At 39.7% G+C, this 18,942-nt stretch carries 8 protein-coding genes; 4 read left to right on the forward strand and 4 right to left on the reverse strand.

Annotation, left to right across the window (positions count from 1 at the left end; all coding sequences use genetic code 11):
* Positions 1-88: 88 nt before the first annotated feature.
* Both FVB32_RS11435 and FVB32_RS11440 read right to left on the reverse strand, forming a co-directional pair.
* Positions 89-1,420 carry a RagB/SusD family nutrient uptake outer membrane protein gene (locus tag FVB32_RS11435; RefSeq protein WP_187269561.1) on the reverse strand — a complete coding sequence of 444 codons (1,332 nt, stop codon included), beginning with the start codon at positions 1,418-1,420 and terminating at the stop codon, positions 89-91.
* Between the two features lie 16 nt (positions 1,421-1,436).
* Positions 1,437-4,439, reverse strand: coding sequence for a SusC/RagA family TonB-linked outer membrane protein (locus tag FVB32_RS11440; protein WP_147743931.1), 3,003 nt, complete (start codon positions 4,437-4,439; stop codon positions 1,437-1,439).
* Positions 4,440-4,632: 193 nt separating this feature from the next.
* Here FVB32_RS11440 and FVB32_RS11445 point away from each other — a divergent pair, with 193 nt between their 5' ends.
* Positions 4,633-5,379: a DeoR/GlpR family DNA-binding transcription regulator gene (locus tag FVB32_RS11445; protein ID WP_147743932.1), complete on the forward strand. Its 747-nt coding sequence runs from the start codon at positions 4,633-4,635 to the stop codon at positions 5,377-5,379.
* A 36-nt stretch (positions 5,380-5,415) separates the two neighbouring features.
* Here FVB32_RS11445 and nagB read toward each other — a convergent pair whose 3' ends face one another.
* Positions 5,416-7,359, reverse strand: a complete 1,944-nt coding sequence (gene nagB / locus FVB32_RS11450) for a glucosamine-6-phosphate deaminase (RefSeq protein WP_147743933.1) — start codon at positions 7,357-7,359, stop codon at positions 5,416-5,418.
* A gap of 188 nt (positions 7,360-7,547) precedes the next feature.
* On the opposite strand from nagB, the gene FVB32_RS11455 reads away from it, so the two are divergent.
* Both FVB32_RS11455 and murQ read left to right on the forward strand, forming a co-directional pair.
* The gene (locus FVB32_RS11455) at positions 7,548-8,297 is read left to right on the forward strand and encodes a DeoR/GlpR family DNA-binding transcription regulator (RefSeq protein ID WP_147743934.1); all 750 of its coding nucleotides are present in this window, start codon (positions 7,548-7,550) and stop codon (positions 8,295-8,297) included.
* 5 nt (positions 8,298-8,302) lie between these two features.
* Positions 8,303-9,112, forward strand: a complete 810-nt coding sequence (murQ, locus tag FVB32_RS11460) for an N-acetylmuramic acid 6-phosphate etherase (RefSeq protein ID WP_147743935.1) — start codon at positions 8,303-8,305, stop codon at positions 9,110-9,112.
* 24 nt (positions 9,113-9,136) lie between these two features.
* Here the strand turns inward: murQ and FVB32_RS11465 are convergent, their stop codons facing one another.
* Positions 9,137-10,255 carry a PQQ-dependent sugar dehydrogenase gene (locus tag FVB32_RS11465; protein ID WP_147743936.1) on the reverse strand — a complete coding sequence of 373 codons (1,119 nt, stop codon included), beginning with the start codon at positions 10,253-10,255 and terminating at the stop codon, positions 9,137-9,139.
* A gap of 146 nt (positions 10,256-10,401) precedes the next feature.
* On the opposite strand from FVB32_RS11465, the gene FVB32_RS11470 reads away from it, so the two are divergent.
* Positions 10,402-18,723, forward strand: coding sequence for a T9SS type B sorting domain-containing protein (locus FVB32_RS11470; RefSeq protein WP_147743937.1), 8,322 nt, complete (start codon positions 10,402-10,404; stop codon positions 18,721-18,723).
* Positions 18,724-18,942 lie beyond the last annotated feature (219 nt).

An 18,942-nucleotide genomic window follows, 5' to 3' on the forward strand; every position in this document is an offset into this window, starting at 1 on the left:
AACAGATAAATAAAAAGGCCTACTTCTGGACTAAATGTAGGCCTTTTCGCTTGATTAACTAAAAACTAACAAACTCAAACAAAGTTGTTTATATTGATGGGTCAGCAGGTGTATTTGGATTGCTATTTCTTTCCAAATCGGGGTACGGATAAAAATTCCTGTTCCGTTCTTCATCATAGTTCATGGCCGCACCACTTGGTTGTGGTCTATCAAATCGTCTACTGTCCTCCAAACTCATTCCCGTAAGAAAAAGCTCTGATCGTCTATTTCTTAATACTTCGATAAGCAAAGCATCTACGGTATTGTCACCTGCATATGCAGCTACATTTGCATTTACTTCGAATGGATCATCAGTATCCGTAAGCACTTCATCCAAAGCGGCGGTTGCTGCTGCTAAATTAGGAGTACCTTGTCTTAGATTGGCTTCCGCTATAATAAGATTCATTTCATCTGGAATATACACGGGCAATGAACCTGTATTTACATTAAAGAATCCTGCTAAATCTTCTATGGGTAACCCATTCTGGTTCGTCTCATCTAAAGCGACTAGATAGAAAGCGAGTCTACCATCAGCAGCATCAAAAACAAACTCTGCAGGTAATCCAAAATTGTCTCTAGGTTTAAAGTTAGGGGCATCATTTTGAAACACTCTTGCCCAAATAGGATTTAGATTTTGTGAATCGTATGCAAAAACCGATGTGGAATTCAAATCAACACTATTGGCTGCAGCGATAGCCGCATCATAGTTGCCCGCAAACAAATTGTAACGTGCAGTCATAGCCAATATGGTATTTTCCAAGTCTATATTGCCTAGGGTAATGGCATCGGTAAATTCATCCGAAGCCGCATTTGAAGAAAGTTGGCTACTTGCCTCATTTAAAAGCGTAATAGCAGTCAAAAAACCTTCATTCCTTGATACGAATGTAGCATCGTTGTTATTACTTGTTTCCACAATTACTTGCTCATAGTTTTGTGCAAGACTACCTATGGCCATCGCTTTAAAAAGCTTGGCGTGAGCAATCAACCCACTTTGCGTTCCTGACTCTAGTTCAATGGTTGCTGTGTTTGCTTCAATATCCTCTGCAATTTTTATCACACGAAGCATGGTGGACCATAATCCTTGAACATTTGAATTGAAGTTGGGTAGGGTAGCCCCTCCATCTTCCAATTCTATCATGTTCTGGAATGTAGTTGTAATTCCACCTTCTCTTGTAGTGATTGCAGGTGTCTCCACAATCCATCTTACACCAGTGGTGGAAAATAATTGTTGTAGCCCTACGGCGGTGGCAAGGATTCCTTCACGAGAAGAAAATGTTTGCTCTTCTGTTGCTGCATTTGGATTGTCAAAATCAGTTTCACAAGAGACAACTCCCAGGTAAAGTGAAATGCAAATGATACTATATTTTATACTGTTTTTCATCGTAGCTTTTTTTTGATTAGAAACTAACATTGATTCCTAGTTGATATGTTCTTGGAATTGGGACTCCGGCAAAATCAAAACCTCTTACTCCATTACTTTGACCTGCTGTGTTTATTTCAGGATCCCATCCTGAATAATCATCCCATGAAATTAAATTTCTTCCTACTAAACTCACCTCAACATTATCAATTCCTTCAAGAGGAGGTTTAAATCCGTAGCTGATAGCCAATTCTCTTAATTTTACAAAAGAACCGTCTTCCACAAATTCTTCGAAGATACCTGCCTGCGCACCTCCAAATCCTTTAGGTCTATTGCCCAACAATTCTTGTCCGACATTATAGCCTCCGCCAAAAATCACATTGTCTAGAAGCCTTCTATTCCAATTGAAGACATCGAAACCTTGAACAGCATCCAACTGTATGCGGAGTTTAAAATTTTTGTAGGCAAATTCATTAATCAACGAACCAAACCAATCTGGGTTAGGATCTCCGATTACTTTAGAGCTCTCACCATCTGGTGTGGTACCTCTAAAAGGATATCCATCTGCATCTAAAGAAATACTCCCATCCGCTTCGCGAGCGTAAAATTGCCTAAAAAATACACCTAAAGGCTCACCTTCTATGGCAAAATTAGTTGAGAAACTTCCTGCAAGAGATAATTGTCCTCCTCCCGCTATACGGGTAACTGTGTTTTCATTCTTCGAGAAAGTGGCGGTAACATCCCAAGAAAAATCATTAGATTTTACTGGAGCACCTTTTAACAGGATTTCTATACCCTTATTTTCCAAGTCTCCCACATTTTCAATTCTGGAACCAAATCCGGTGGAAGGTGCCAATTCTCTTGGCAGGAGTAAATCCGTTACATCCTGCTTATAATAGGTAAATTCGATACCTAATCTATTGTTTAAGAATCCTGCATCAAAACCAAATTCAATTTCTTCTTGTCTTTCAGGAGCAATATTTAAATCACCTTGTTCTGGCGCTGAGTTTATATTGCCGTTACCCGCTGGAACTAAGCTTGGAGAACCATTTATGGAAAATGGAGTTAATGTTGTAAATCTTTGGAAAGCTGAAAGGGCGGTTAGGTTACCAGCCTGTCCCCAAGAACTTCTTATCTTGAAAGTGTTAAAAGCGTCTCCAAAAGTATTCTCCCAAAAATCTTCTTCTGATATTACATAGGACAAACTAGCTTTTGCATACAACTGATTTCTTTCGTCCTCACCAAAAGTAGAGGCGCCATCTAATCGTAATGCTCCATTAATATATAGTTTGTCTTTATAGCTAAAGGATTGTTGTAAAAAAGACCCCCAATAGGAAATTTGAGAACGGGTTTCCCCTTGGGCTAATATGCTTCCATCTGAAGCGACTTGCACCACTGGTGCCAACCCATCAGCCTCAATACCTATTCTTTCAAATTCTTCATACTGCCATGAACCACCTAAAGTGGTTGTAGATTCGATATCTTCATTGATTGGTGTCCTGTAGGTAAGGTTTAAATCACTGTTGTATTGGAAATTGTTGATGTCTGCTCGTCTTGAAAAGCCGTTTCCGTTTGGTGAGGTATTATTTATAGGAATAAATGCCGTAGCTGACTGATTGTAAAAGTCAATCCCTAGAAGGTAATTGGCACGCAACTTTTCAGTGATTTTTGCATTTAAACCAACACTGGTAATAACCCTGTTTACTTTTTGACCAAAATCGAAACGGTTAACCGCTTCGGCAGGATTTGTCCTTGGTACCAAAAGTGAGGTGACCGGATAAACACCGGATGCGTCTGGTGCAGGGTTTATAGAATTATCACTAAATACAAAACCTGTTATGGCTCCATACGCAGCATTGATACCACCATTTGGAATATCGTTGCTTACGCTTCGTGTGAAATTCAGACCGGCATTGATATCCAACCAATCAAAAGCTTTTTGCGTGATGTTGGTTTTAAAACCAATACGTTGGAAGTCAGTGTTCTTAATAACTCCTTCATTATCCAAAAAGGAACCAGAAATGTAATAGGAGGTTTTTTCATTACCTCCAGTTACTGAAAGAAAGTTTTCAATCCCAAATCCTGATTGGAAGAATTCATCTTGAAGATTAAACCGCTCTACGGCTACAGTTTCCAAATTTTCACGATCAAAAGGATCAACCCATGCTAAAGGAACTGTATTGTAATCAATTTCTTTACGGAGTTCATTTACTCTTATATTGGTGGTAAAAGTGAATTTGGGATCTCCAGAAGTTCCTCTTTTAGTGAAAATCTGAACGACACCGTTACTGGCTCGTGAGCCATAAATTGCTGCTGCCGCTGCTCCTTTTATTACTTCTATACGCTCAATGTCATTTGGGTTTAGGTCCACCAATCTGTTTTGGGAATTACCGCCTAAATCAACTAAAGCATTACTGTTACTGGAATTGCTTATTATAATTCCATCAACGATATATAAAGGATCAGAATTTCCTAATACAGTACTGGGTCCCCTTAGGCGAATACTAATACCACCTGCAGGATCACCAGAGTTTTGCTGTACCAAAGCACCTGATATTTTACCAGAAATAGCCTGATCTACCGCTATGGCTCCATTGTTGACTAAATCTTCTGCTTTAACAGAGGAGATGGCATTACCTAAGGTTCGCTTGTTTACACCAGCAGGGTTACCGGTTACAACCACTTCATCCAGACTTAACAAGTCTTCAGACATGGCAATGGCATTTGTTACCTCACCGCTTGAAAAACTGACACTTACTTTTTGGGTAGAATACCCTAGATAACTGGCAATAAGCGTGTAATCTCCTGGTTGAAGATTTACTTGAAAACGGTAGTTTCCGTCAAAATCGGTTACAGCTCCGTAAGAAGTGTTTTCAATAAAAACGGAAACCCCCGGAATGGGTGTTCCATTTCTACTGTCGGTTACTGCTCCAGAGAAGGAGCCTGAATTTTGGGAAAATGCACTGGTGCTAAGCACCACACACACCAAAAACAGTACTTGGCGTAAAATTTTTCCATTCATAAAATTAATTTTTTCCATTTAGTGTTGGAGTTAGTTACAAATTCAAGTTCTCGTTTTACTTAATTATTGTAGAGTTCATATCAAAAATATGCAAATAATCGAAAATCTTGCAATGTTTTGCAATTATTTTTGTTAGATATTTCAACGTAAGCCAATTTTTGCATTATTTTACATAACTGTTAATTTCTATTTTTGCCTAAACCAACAACCCATGCTAAAAGAAGAACGCCATCAGGTAATATTGAATGAAGTGCGAATACACAATAAAGTGTTGTTGACCGATATTGCCGAGTTATTAAAGGTGTCTCCGGATACTGTGAGAAGGGATATCAAGGAACTTCATGACGCCAATAAACTTAAACGTGTTCATGGAGGGGCAATTTCGTTAGGGTTTAATCATTACAATTATGCCAATAGAGAAATATATTCTTTAGAGAAAAAATCAAAGATTGCAGAAAAAGGCATTTCGCTGCTTAAGGAAGGTCAGGTGGTTTTGTTAAGCGGTGGTACAACAAACCTGGAATTGGCCAGATTAATTCCGCCTTACCTCAAAATTACATGTTTTACCCCGAGCCTTCCTATTGCGGTTCAATTGTTACCAAAACCAAATATTGAAATCATATTTATCGGGGGGAGGATAAATAAAGATTCACAGATTACCATTGGGGGAGGTCCTTTGGCTGCTTTGTCAGAGTTGAAAGCTGATATCTGTTTTTTAGGAGTTAACAGTATACATCCATCCGATGGTGTAACTGAATTTGATTGGGAAATTGTTCAGTTAAAAAAGGCGATGATAAAGGCTTCTAAAAAAGTAGTTGTACCATCTATATCAGAAAAAATTAATTCTGCTCAACGCTATAAGATTTGCGATGTGGATGCTATTGATTTGTTGATTACGGAATTGGATAAAAAAGATCCATTGTTGCAATCTTATGGAAAAAACATTGGGTTAATGTAAAAAAAGAGGCCCATTATAATGGGCCTCTTTTGGGACTTATTTAAACTTGTACCTTACAAAACCTTCCATGGCCTCGTATTCTGCCATACCTAATTGATTGTACTTTCTGGCTGTTTCTGTATTCCGTTGCTCCGCACGTTGCCAAAATTCGCGTTCATCGTTTCCTGGGAACATGGCGGCATCTTTTTGGGATTGATGCTTAAAAATGGCATTTTTCTTTCGCTCCATGTCTTTTGGACCAATGGGCACTGCCATTTCCATATCTGCAATGTCCCATTCTTGCCATGCACCGCGATAAAGCCATAAATAGCAATCGTCTATCCAATCTACTTTGTCTGCCACCAGTCGGTCTACGGCTTCATATATAATTTGCAAGCATACCCGGTGTGTTCCATGTGGGTCTGAAAGGTCACCTGCAGCAAATATCTGATGAGGTTTCACTTCGTTCAAGAGGTCGTATGTGATTTGAATGTCTTCTTCGGAGTGAGGTCGTTTCTTTACCGTACCCGTTTCATAAAATGGGAGGTTCTGAAAATGTGCATTTTTTTCTTCGACACCGCAATATCTGCAAGCCGCTAACGCTTCTCCTTTTCTTATTAGACCTTTTATTTGTTGAATTTCTGGACTATCAACCTGGCCAGGAGATTTGGAGCTTAGAAACGCCCTGACTTCTGAGAATTTTTTCTCCAGCTCAGTGTTTCCTTCTTGTATATCGGTTGCAAAATCCAGAAAGCGAATGACTTCATCATCAAAAACGGCAATATTTCCTGAAGTTTGATAGGCCACATGTACTTGATGACCTTGATCTACTAGGCGTAATAATGTCCCTCCCATAGAGATCACATCATCATCTGGGTGTGGACTAAATATTAATGAACGTTTAGGGTAGGGGTCCTTTCGCTCTGGACGCTGACTATCATCCGTGTTGGGCTTTCCTCCAGGCCAACCTGTGATGCTGTGCTGAAGTTCGTTGAAAACTTTAATATTAATATGCTCGGCAGAACCTATTTCAGCAACCAAATTCCCCATTCCATATTCATTATAATCTTCGTTGGTGAGTTTAAGAATGGCTTTGTCCAATTTTTCGGAAAGCCATAGGGTCGCTTTTTTGATTAATTTGTCATTCCATTCGCATTCCGTCACGAGCCATGGTGTTTTAACACGAGTAAGGAAAGAAGCTGCTGCGGAGTCTATAATGAACTCACAATTTTCATGATACTGCAAGAAGGTTGCAGGTACACTTTCCCTAATTTCACCTTCAACGGATTGCTCTATTACTCTGGATTTACCCTCACCCCAAGCCATTAAAATCACTCTTTTGGCGGCCATGATTGTACCAACTCCCATTGTAATTGCTTTGGTGGGTACATTTTCTAGCCCAAAGAAATCACTAGCGGCATCTAATCGCGTTACCCTGTCTAGGCGTACTAAACGGGTTTTACTCTTTAAGGAAGACCCAGGTTCGTTAAACCCAATATGCCCGGTTCTACCAATTCCCAAAACCTGAATATCTATACCTCCAGCTGTATTTATTTTTTCTTCATATGCTTTGCAAAAATCGCGTACATCTTCTTTATCCAAAGTTCCATCAGGAATATGTATGTTTTTCTCTTTGATATCAATATGATCAAAAAGATGCTCATTCATAAAGCGGACATAACTATGGACGGAATCTGCTTTCATCGGATAGTATTCATCCAAATTAAAAGTGATTACATTTTTAAAGCTAAGCCCTTCTTCTTTATGAAACTGGACCAAATAGTCATAAACCTTGGTGGGTGTAGACCCAGTTGCGAGACCTAAAACGGCATTTTTGCCCTGTTTTTGCCGTTGTCTTATGAGTTGGGCGATTTCATTGGCTACCCAAAAAGAAGCATCTTGAGAACTCTTGTGGATGTGTGTTGCTATTTTCTCAAACTTTTTGGATTCATCATCATTAGGGTATTCTAATCCTATTGATTTTGGTACTGCTTGTGACATAAATGAAATGGTTTAGAGCGACAAATGTAGGTAAAAAATTCAATAAATGCTTTTTTTTGCAGTATTTAATGCTGCTATGTGCATTTATTAACCTTTCATTAATATTTGTGAATAGAAAACAGAATAAAATGGCATGAGTAATATTTTCATATATTTGCCTTTTGAAACATGGTAGAGTAAGGTGTTTTATGCTCAAAGAGGAACGTCAGCACATAATTTTGAACGAGGTTGCGCTTCATAACAAGGTGCTATTAACAGATATTGCCGAACTTTTGGATGTGTCGATTGATACCATTCGTAGAGATGTTAAGGAGCTTGATGGAGAAAATAGACTGCGTAAAGTTCACGGAGGTGCTATTTCTTTGGGTTTTACTAGTTCCACCGTGCAGAATGCCAATATTTATGCCCTTGAAGAAAAAAGAAAGATTGCCGAAAAAGCGGTAACCATGTTAAAGGAGGGTGGGGTAATCTTTATTGATGGTGGTACAACTTGCTTAGAATTGGCAAGACAGATACCCGAGACCATTAAATTAACCTGTTTCACTATGAGTCTTCAAGTGGCTATGGAACTACTGAGCAAGCCCAATGTTAAAGTGATTTTTGTAGGTGGGGAGATTTCTCCAGATTCCCAAATATCCGTTGGGCTAAATACTATTCATCAATTGTCAGAAATACAAGTAGACTATAGTTTTATTGGGACAGGTTATGTAGATTCTATTTTTGGATTAACGGAATTTGATTGGGATATTGTGCAGGTTAAGAAGGCCGTAATAAAGGCTTCCAAAAAAACTGTACTTTTGTCGATATCCGAAAAACTGAATTCCCAACACCGCTATAAAACCTGTGATATAAACGCCATCAATACGATGATAACCGAATTGAATCCCAACAACAACCTTTTAAATCTTTTTAGAAACCAAGAGATTCATCTTTTGTAATGGAAATGGATTATAAGAAAATTACAGAGAACCCTTCAAATTATGATAATTTGGAGCAAATGGACACCCGTACCATTTTAGACAGTATCAATAATGAGGACAAAAAAATTGCGGAGGCTGTTGCGCAGGTTATTCCAGAAGTAACAAAACTTGTGGATTTGATTGCCGAACGTTTTTTAGATGGAGGCAGGCTATTTTATATTGGAGCTGGCACCAGTGGACGCTTAGGTATATTAGATGCATCGGAGATACCGCCTACCTATGGTATGCCCCACAATAGGGTTATAGGCCTTATTGCAGGAGGGGATGCTGCCATAAGAAAGGCAGTGGAATTTGCGGAAGATAGTACAGAACAAGCATGGAAGGATTTACAGAAGTTTGATATAGACAAAAACGACGTTGTCATTGGCATTGCAGCTTCTGGTACCACACCATATGTTTTGGGCGGAATTAGAGAAGCCAAGAAGCATGGATTGTTAACAGCGGGTATTACTAATAATCCTGGCTCCCCTTTAGCTGTGGAGTCTGATATTCCAATGGAAATTGAAGTGGGCCCCGAGTTTGTGACTGGAAGTACTCGTATGAAAAGCGGAACCAGCCAAAAACTTGTATTAAACATGATTTCTACAGCCTTAATGATTAAGATAGGAAGGGTAAAAGGCAATAAGATGGTAAATATGCAATTGAGCAATACCAAGCTGGTAGATCGGGGCACGCGATATTTAGTTGAAGAATTGGGATTGGACTACAGCGAAGCAGAAAAGGCGTTGATAAAATATGGGTCTGTAAAACGTGCTATTGAAGAAATGAAATAAACCTCTGAAGTTTCATATTCCAGCTTAGTTAGGTATTAGCCTGTAAATACCTTTTCCTTCAACACCAACATAGATGAACCCGTCGGGTGCTTGACGAACATTTCTGATTCTACCCATCCCATCTAGTAATTTTTCCCGATATACTACCTTATTTTCTTCAATGATAAGTCTTTCCAAATATTGAAAGGCCAAGGAACCAACCAGAAGGTTTCCTTTCCATTTGGGATATTTTTCTGAAGTTACAAAGGTCATTCCACTAGGTGCAATGGAAGGCGTCCATTGATAAGTGGGCTGTTCCATACCGATTTTAGTGGTTTCGCTGGTAATTTTAGTGCCACTATAATTGATTCCATAGGTGATAACAGGCCATCCATAGTTTTTTCCTTTTTGAACAATGTTGATTTCATCTCCACCTCTAGGACCATGTTCATGTTCCCATAACTCTCCAGTGTCTGGATGTTTGGCCAACCCCTGTGGATTACGGTGTCCATAGCTAAAAATGGCCGTTTTCGCACCAGTTGCAGTCACAAAAGGATTATCAGTTGGGATACTACCATCAGCATTGAGCCGATATATTTTGCCCCCATCTCTAGTTACGTCCTGAGGATTAACGTCTCTATTTCCTCTATCTCCAACGGAAAAGTATAAAAACCCTGAATTGTCAAACTCAATCCGAGAACCGAAATGTTGTCCTCTACTGGTATTGGGAGATGCTTTATAGAGCAGTTCTTTTTCTACTAGCTTATTTCCAGACAGTTTAGCCCTCATTATAGCAGTGTTTCCACCTTTATCATTACCTTCAGAAGATGAAAAAGAAAGGTATAACCATTTGTTATTGTTGTAATTAGGATGGAGTTCAATATCCATAAGCCCTCCTTGACCACGAACATAGATATCAGGAACTCCCAATATTTCCACACTTTTTCCGTTATTAAAATGAAGTAATTTTCCTGACTTTTCCGTAGTTAAAATACTACCATTTGGAAGGAATGCCATTCCCCAAGGGTTTTGAATATTCTTAACCACGAGTTCAGTACTAAAATCAATGGTTTTGGGAATATTTATGCCTTTATCAGATTTTTGGGCACAAGAAGAGGTGAGCATTACAACGAAAAAATAGGTAACTATCGCACTTTTTTTCATAATTTCACGTTGAAATAATAGATTTTATAGACGAATGACGGCTTTTAATAGTCGAAGATAAATAGAAATATATAAGATTAGATAATTACTATTAGAATATTTAGGTCCCAAATCCGAACATATTCTACCTTAACAAGACTTAACCTATGCTCCCTCAAAAAACAAGGCATTTGCTATATGCCGTGTTGTTGGTGTTCATATCAATATTTTGTTCCACGGTACTAGCAAAAACAGAGGTCAACAGGATACTTACTAGTATAGTATCCACAGTTGTTGAACCTGATTCTGAAAAAACTTCGGAAACTTCAAAAGGAAATGTTTCTACGGACAAAACCCAGGTTTTTAGTTCCGCTAGTATGTTTATGACCATTATACAAGGCGCCAATGAAGAAGTGGTTTGCCCCAACGATGGTAGTACCTTGGCAAAATTCTTTTTGTGTGGTACCAGTGATATTAGAACTCTTACGCTTAGTCAATCGGGTAGTTCCTATGAATGGCAACAGTTGGACCCAAATACATGTGCGCCTACTGTGGTCGATGATTGTCCTACTATTAACGCAGCCTGTACTTGGAATACAGTAGGTACTGGAGCAACTTATAGTTTGGACTCGGCCGGAGAGTTTCGAGTTCGTGTGGATTCTGGACAATTCTTTTATTTTAAGTCTACTTTAAACCCATTGGATCCCCAATTGATTAAGGAAGATATTATATGTGGAAATCCAGGTAGGGTAGAAGTGACCAATGTGCCAGCGGGCTATGAATATAGTTTGAATAATTCTGGTGGACCTTACCAAGACGATCCATTTTTTGATGTGACCACACCAGGAAACTATATGGTATGGGTACGTTTAAAAAATGTGTCAGCAAGTGCATGTCTATTCCCTTCAAACACAGTAAACATTCAAAACTTGGATATTACAGTAGATGTAACTGCCAATGATATTTTATGTAGTAGTGAATTAGGAAGTATAGATGTTCAAGTTTCAGGAGTTCCAGGTTTTTATACCTATCGCTTAATTAAGAACGGCGTAACCGTAGATACTTTCGGTCCAAATGGATTGGATTCTTACACCTTTGCCAATGTGAGTCCGGGTGTGTATAGTATTAGGGTAGACACCAATGATTGTTCCGAAACGGTCACCACGGATACAGGTGGAGCAACTATTGAAATAGGAAATGGAATAAGTCCTTTGGATGTTTCGGCAACAGCTTCAGCTAGTTTTGGTTGTGGAGCTGCTTCTGTTGATGTGGATTTGACCACTTCTGGAGGTACCGCACCATATCGTTTTAGTGTAGACGGAGGACCATTTGGTCCAACATACACAAGCCCTACATCTTTTACAGTGACTACGGCAGCTACTTATGCCATTTTGGTGGAGGATGCCAATGGTTGTCAGAGAAGTGCATCTGTAAATGTGGCAGATATTCCACCACCAATTTTTAATATTACTGAAGAAGATGCCAATTGTGGAGGTTCAAATAATGGTAGAATTACTGTAAATGTAACCAATGGCTTCGGGTATGAAATAGAATACAGTAATGACAATGGAGCAAACTATCAAACCAGTAATGTGTTTTCCAATCTCGCACCTGGAACATATGATATCGTTTTAAGATACGAACAAGATTCTTTTACTTGTACCACATCTCCGATAGTGGGAACCATTGGAACCCCATCAAATATTACGGCTACCGCTACTCCGGATTCTGTGCCTACCTGTACAGATGAAAATGGTGGACAGATTACGATTTCTGGAGTTTCGGGTGGAACAGGACCCTACGAATATAGTGTAGGTGCCGGATTCGGCCCAAATCCAGTATTTGCTAGCTTAGGTGTTGGAACCTATACACCATTAATACGAGATGCAAATGGATGTGTTCAGCCTTTACCAGATATCATTTTTAATACTTTGGACAAACCTACAGATATAGCCTTTACAATCTCTAGCTTAGATTGTATCACTACTACAGCTTCTGTGGGATTGGTTATAACTGGAGGTACGGGACCTTATAATCATGAAATTATTGCCCCAGTGGGGAGTGCTGTGAATAATGGAACAAATAGCACATTTACCGGATTGGGACTTGGAACATACACATTTAGAGTAACAGATAGTGAAGGATGTTCATATGATGAAAACTATGCCATTACAGATATCAGCTCTATAGGTGTTCAAGCGCAGCAAACCAAAGTGGTTACCTGTGTTGGAGATACTGATGGAGAAGGTCGTTTCTTAGTCGATGGATTTAATACTACGTATAGCTACGACATAGACGGAGGAACATTGTTTACAGGTCAAAATAGCGGTATCATACCATTGACAGGACTAGCTGCGGGTAGTTATTTAATTACCGTTACCGATGAAGATACAAATTGTACAGATACTTCCACGCTCGTAATTGAAGAACCCACAACAGCCTTTGCTATTTCCAGTTTGGATGTTACGGATATGAGCTGTCAGAATGGAAATATCGGTGCGGTTAGGGTAAATACTGTTGGAGGATGGGGAGGTAATAGGTATACCTTAACCCAACCCGATAGCTCCACAAGAGGCCCTAAAAATGGAAGCGTTTTCTCCAATCTTTCACAAGATGGATTGTATCAAGTAAGTGTGACAGATGCAAACGGTTGTACTGTAACGGATAACTTTACACTTACTACGCTACAAGCACCGACATTAACGCTGGATGCTGGAGCATCAGATTTTTGCTATGATAATTTTACAGCCGCGACTTTGGTGGTCAATGCAACTGCAGGTACGGCGCCATATCAATATAGAATAAATGGAGGTGCGTTAGGTGCAAGCAATAGTTTTTCAGGTCTTACACCAGGAAACTATAGTATAGAAGTAGTGGATGCAAACGATTGTAGAGACACAGTCACTGCAACTATTGAACCTCAGGTAACTGCATTGGCAACAACCATTCAAGAATTGGATTGTGCCGGTCCCCCTGCACAAATTCAAGTGAATATTAGTAATGGATATACCTCTGGTGGTAATTATGATATTTATGAAGTACAGATTAATGGCGGGGGCTATTCATCAGATAATAATAACATTACAGGAAATTCCTTTACCTATAGTATTCCTAACGACGGTTCAATCACCTCAGATACCACGTATCAGTTTTTGATTACGGATAGTCAAGGATGTACCACAGAATCGAATATTGTAACGATTACCCCTCCTGAAACCATAGCAGGTTCGGTTGTTGGAATCGATACACAATGTGGTGATGCAACCAGTGGAATTGTAGAGGTAATTGCCGATACTACCCAAGGAATTCCACCATATGAATATAGTAATGACAATGGAGCAACGTTTGGTCCTCAAAATATTTTCTCAGGTTATGGCCCAGGAACCCATGGAGGGTTTATCGTAAGGGATAGTAGGGGCTGTGTAAGTCCAGCATATAGTGTTACCATTGCTGCAAGTGTTGCATTGGATGCTACCGCGACTCCTACAGACGCAGTGTGTTCTTCAGGAACTGTAAATGGTTCAGTATCTGTAGCAATTACTGGCGGTAGTGGCGTAGCACCTTTTGATTATATATTGTTGGACGTAAATGGCGTTCCTATAGCATCGTCCATAGGAACTCCCAGCCTTACAGCTAATTTTCCAAATCTTCCTTTAGGTAATTATACTATAGTAACTACTGATGCTCAAGGGTGTGAGGATAGGGATGAGTTTATCATAGATCAGAATGTTTTAGATTTAACACCACTTGATTCACCTCCTGCATTATGTTCGGATACATCATTTCCATATAGGGTCCAAGCTAGTGGTGGTACAGAGCCTTATGAGTTTAGATTGGTGGGTGACCCAACATTTCAATTGGGAACGGGACTAAATAACGATATTTTTGATGTTACTGGTCTCGTGGTCCCAAATGTGACTTACTTTGTCGAAGTAAGAGATGCAAATGGCTGTACTTATATTGAAGAGATAGATTTCTTGACAGCACCGAGTCCTGTAACTGTCACCGCTACGTCAACTACAGCTTCTTGTAATGTCGCAGGAAGTGGTGGAATAGATTATGAGGTTTCAGGGATTTCATCAAACCCAGGAGACTTCACCGTAACACTTGAAAACACCGATACTGGTGCCACCATATCTGGGCCTACATCACATACGAATGAACCTATTCCGTTTAATGATACGTTTACAGGATTGGCACCAGGTAATTATCAAATCATAGTTTCGGATGATGTTACTGGTTGTAGTTCTAGTACTTTGGTATTTATAGGGTTTAGCTCACCTTCTATTGTTATAGACAATAATGTTGAAGCCACCTGTAATACTGGAGCATTTGTTACCGTAAGAGGATTTGGCGGAACTGCACCATTCGGATATGCTTATGTTCCTAACGGAGATCCAGCGCCAACAGTGTTTAGTACGGATACCACATTTGAAATCCCTGGACCTTATGCTTCGGATTATGATTTTTATGTACAAGATGCTAATGGATGTACCGCTTTAACGACTGCAACCGTAACACAGGAAGCGGGAATTCCAACACCTGCCATAGATGTAATCAATCAATGTACAGCAACAAGCGGGTATCAAATTGATGTAACCGCTCCTATATCTACCGGATCAGGACTACCCGAAGAAACCTTTATGTATGATATTGGTAGTGGTTTCCAAAGTAGTGTCAATTTTGTGGTTCCAAACCCAGGAAGCTATGTGATTACGATACGAGATGGGAACGGATGTACCGATACTATCACCGCAGAGGTCTTTGACTTTTTTGCGATTACCGCTGATGCTACTTCTTTCCCAACCTGTAATGCCGGTGATGGTGAGATAACAGTGAATACTACCGGAGGTAGTGGCAATTTTGAATACCAATTACGAGATGCTGGAACATTGGTCAATATTGGACCAGCACAGAGTTCCAATACATTCACTAGCGTATTACCAGGGGATTATAACATTTTGGTTACTGATTTAAGTTCTAATACATTACCGCTATGTTCTGATGAGGCCATTGTTAATGTATCCACTGTAAATACGCCCGTTATCACTGCGACCCCAAGTACAGATATCTCCTGTAATGGCGCTAATGATGGTACAATTGTGGTAGAGCTTCAACCAGGTAGTGATACAGACACGCCAATAAATTATATTTTATATGACGGTGCTAGCGCAATAGTAATGGCAGGGCCTCAACCATCTCCAGTCTTTGATAATTTGGCACCAGATACGTATCAAGTTGAAGTGGTTTCAGATAGAGGTTGTACAGATCGTTCTGGCAATATCTTAATCAATGAACCAACACTATTGGAGGTAAATGCCATCAATACGGAGTTTAGTTGTAACCCTTCCAGCAATCAATTTAGTACTGCTACCATTACCATTTTTACCGATACTAACGGAGATGGTACAGGAACCGCAACAGGAACAGGTCCGTATACCTATAGTATGAATGATGGTACTCCACAGTTTGATGGTACCAACTTCCAAACTAGCAATACTTTTGAAGTTATTGATAACGGTTCCAATCAAAGTATCATTCTAACCGCACGAGATCAGAATGGTTGTGAAGAGACATCCACAGTAAATATAAATACACCTACAGATATTACCTTTAGCTATAGTGTTAGTCAAATAACCTGTGATGCTTCAGGTGCAGGAGTAAGTCCTGGTTCTATATCAATTATTGTAAACGAAGGTGCCGGAAACTACGAGGTAGAGATTTTACCTTTAGGTTCAGAACCGGCTAGAAATTCTGGTGGTACCGATCGCGTGGTTTGGCCAATTTCAACGCCTGGTGATTACATCTTTGCGGTTACCGATGTTGGTAATGGAGGCTGTTCGTATCTGACCGCAACGGTCAATATGCCCGAATACAATACTATTGAAGCTGTAATTGCTGAGGTAAGACCTGTCACCTGTTTTAATGGTAATGATGGGGAAATCAGCTTGGCGATTAATAATTATAGTGGAATGTACAATTATGAAGTGTTCTCAAGGGACAATTTGGGTGCTGAAACCACAACAGGTGTAACAGGAAGTTTTGATACCAACGCACCAATTAATAGCCCAGAAATTATTACAGGACTTCCAGCAGGGAACCTAATTGTTTATGTTGAAGCTTTAGATACACCTTTCTGTGATGTGGCAAGTAATGTTGTTACGGTAAGATCTCCAGATAGGGCCTTATCGGTTGCCGCAATTCAAACTTCAGAAGTCACCTGTAATGTACCCGGTCTTGGTGAGATTACAGCCACAGGAGATGGTGGTTGGGGAACTTATGAATACCAGTTGATTGCACCAGATGGCACTACAGTTTTGGTGGATTACCCCAATACAAATCCAATATTTCAAGATTTGTCCACAGGAAATTATACTGTGAATATTAGAGATTTTAGAGGTTGTGAAGAAACTACTTCTATAAACCTTCCCCCGCCCACGCCTATAACTGCTGACATTCGAGTAGTAAGTCCGTTGGCATGTAATAATGATAATGATGGTATTATAGAGGCGCACAATATGGCAGGAGGTCAAGGACCTGGAAATTATCTGTATCAATTGAATCGAATCACAGATGGTACGAATAGTGGACTTCAAACCACCCCGACATTTGCAAATTTGTCGGCAGGACAATATACCATTACCATTTTTGATGGATGGAACTGTAGTTTTACAACAATTCCAATTACGATTCAAGATCCTGAAATAATAATTGCAGAATTGGTAGAGCTTCAACCTCCAGGTTGTGGAGATTTAGGACGAATGGGACTTACCGTTACGAATCCAGAAGTAGGAGTGGACTATTTTTATCGAAGAGCTGGAAGCGCAGGCCCATTCACGCCATTTGGAGCTGGTTTATCCAGTATAGAAATCACTGTCGATATCACAGTAGATGCGGGACCATTCCAGTATGAAGTTCAAAACTCAAATGGATGTCCGTTTGAGAGTTCCAACCAGATTTCACTAGATCCAGCAGCACCTTTGGTAATAGCATTGGACTTAACAAATGCAACCATCAATTGTGCAGGAGAGGCAACAGGAATTATTCGTTCCGAGGCATTTGGAGGAATAGGCAGTTACGTATATACCTTGTTAGATTCCAATACACCGCCTAATCCTACTGCGACCAATACGGTAAGACCTGCACAGAGTTCAGGTATCTTTAGAAACCTGAATCCGGGAACCTACTTTGTTTATGCACAGAGTGGAGGTTGTGAGGCAATATCTACCCCAATTGTTATCGAGCCAAAACCACCATTGGTTCTGGAGTATTTGGAAGCAGTTCCGGTTATTTGTTATGGTGACACCAATGGACAGATCATTATTGAAGCCAGCGGTGGTACAGGAGATATTAGATATTCAATATCCGATACTTTAAGTGAGTTCTTTGAAGGTGATGATCCGGCAAATCCAAACAGAAAAACGTTTAATGATTTATCGCCAAGGACGTATGATGTCATTATTCAGGATGATTTAGGATGTACCATTACAAGAACTGTGGAAATAACCCAGCCTTTAGAATTATTGGCAGGGATAGCCTCAACCACTCCAGAAACGTGTTTGGGAGATGAAGATGGAACACTCACATTATCGGTTACAGGAGGTACGGCACCATACTTTACAAGTGTGAACTCAGCTGATGATGCGGATTTTGTGCAGAATGATTCCTTGTTTTTTGATAATCTGCAAGGAGGAGAAACCTATGCAGTTTTTATTAGGGATTCCAATGGTTGCCAGACAAGCGTTATCGCTGATATAGGAGTCGGAATAGAATTGATGGCAGAACCCATAGTGGAGTATGGTTGTGACGGTATTTTCCCCAATAGTACTGCAACTGTATCAATCGCGGACGGCTCGTTATTGCCCAATCTCCTTTTTTCTTTGGATGTAGATGATGTATTATCAGCTACTGAACAAAGAACGTTCGGAGACTTGCCTCCTGGGGAGCATACCGTTTATATTTATCATCAGAATGGATGTGTAACTTTTGTGGAGTTTAAAATTGATGCTTATGAACCTTTGACGTTGCAAGCAGAAAAAATTAGCGCGAACCAAATTAAGGCAATCGCCACAGGTGGATTTGGAGGATATGAGTACTTCTTCCAAGGAGAATCCTTTGGTGAAACCAATATCTTTACGACGAATCAAGATGCAAACGTTACTATTATGGTACGAGATCAAAATGGTTGTGTTGCCAATTTGGTAATGCCATTTGATTTTGATGGAATGCCAGATATTCCAAATTTCTTTACTCCAGATGGAGACAATTTGAATGATTATTGGAGAATTGGTAATAGTAGCTTCTTTCCAGATTTAGAAGTGAAAATCTATGATCGTTACGGTAGAGTTGTGGCTATATTAGATCAAGTTAAAGGTTGGGACGGTACATACGAAGGAAGCGAACTGCCGACAGGGGATTATTGGTATGTTGTAAATGCCAACGACAGAGATAAGCAACAATATGTAGGACATTTTACACTATACAGATAGGAATAAACGTTTTTTGAGTATATTTACAAGTATAACTTTGTACTGTAATTTTATTATTTGAATTGGAACAACCTGACCATTGATTCGGATTCTTATATGGAAATATAGTTCAATTATAGAAATGGGAAACCCGCCATTTTGGAGATATCAGGCTACTTTTAATTGCTTTGAGGATTCTAATGGTAGCAAAATATAAACCCATTCTTAAACGAACTAACA

This window comes from Flagellimonas hymeniacidonis (assembly GCF_008040165.1).
In the GTDB taxonomy this organism is placed as follows: Bacteria; Bacteroidota; Bacteroidia; order Flavobacteriales; family Flavobacteriaceae; genus Flagellimonas; species Flagellimonas hymeniacidonis.

What these genes read in the sequence shown, in the direction of transcription:
- FVB32_RS11470 (WP_147743937.1), top strand. Translation starts at nt 10,402, where the DNA reads ATGCTCCCTCAAAAAACAAGGCATTTGCTATATGCCGTGTTGTTGGTG.
- murQ (WP_147743935.1), top strand. Translation starts at nt 8,303, where the DNA reads ATGGATTATAAGAAAATTACAGAGAACCCTTCAAATTATGATAATTTG.
- FVB32_RS11445 (WP_147743932.1), top strand. Translation starts at nt 4,633, where the DNA reads ATGCTAAAAGAAGAACGCCATCAGGTAATATTGAATGAAGTGCGAATA.
- FVB32_RS11435 (WP_187269561.1), bottom strand. Translation starts at nt 1,420, where the DNA reads ATGAAAAACAGTATAAAATATAGTATCATTTGCATTTCACTTTACCTG.
- FVB32_RS11455 (WP_147743934.1), top strand. Translation starts at nt 7,548, where the DNA reads ATGCTCAAAGAGGAACGTCAGCACATAATTTTGAACGAGGTTGCGCTT.
- nagB (WP_147743933.1), bottom strand. Translation starts at nt 7,359, where the DNA reads ATGTCACAAGCAGTACCAAAATCAATAGGATTAGAATACCCTAATGAT.
- FVB32_RS11465 (WP_147743936.1), bottom strand. Translation starts at nt 10,255, where the DNA reads ATGAAAAAAAGTGCGATAGTTACCTATTTTTTCGTTGTAATGCTCACC.
- FVB32_RS11440 (WP_147743931.1), bottom strand. Translation starts at nt 4,439, where the DNA reads ATGGAAAAAATTAATTTTATGAATGGAAAAATTTTACGCCAAGTACTG.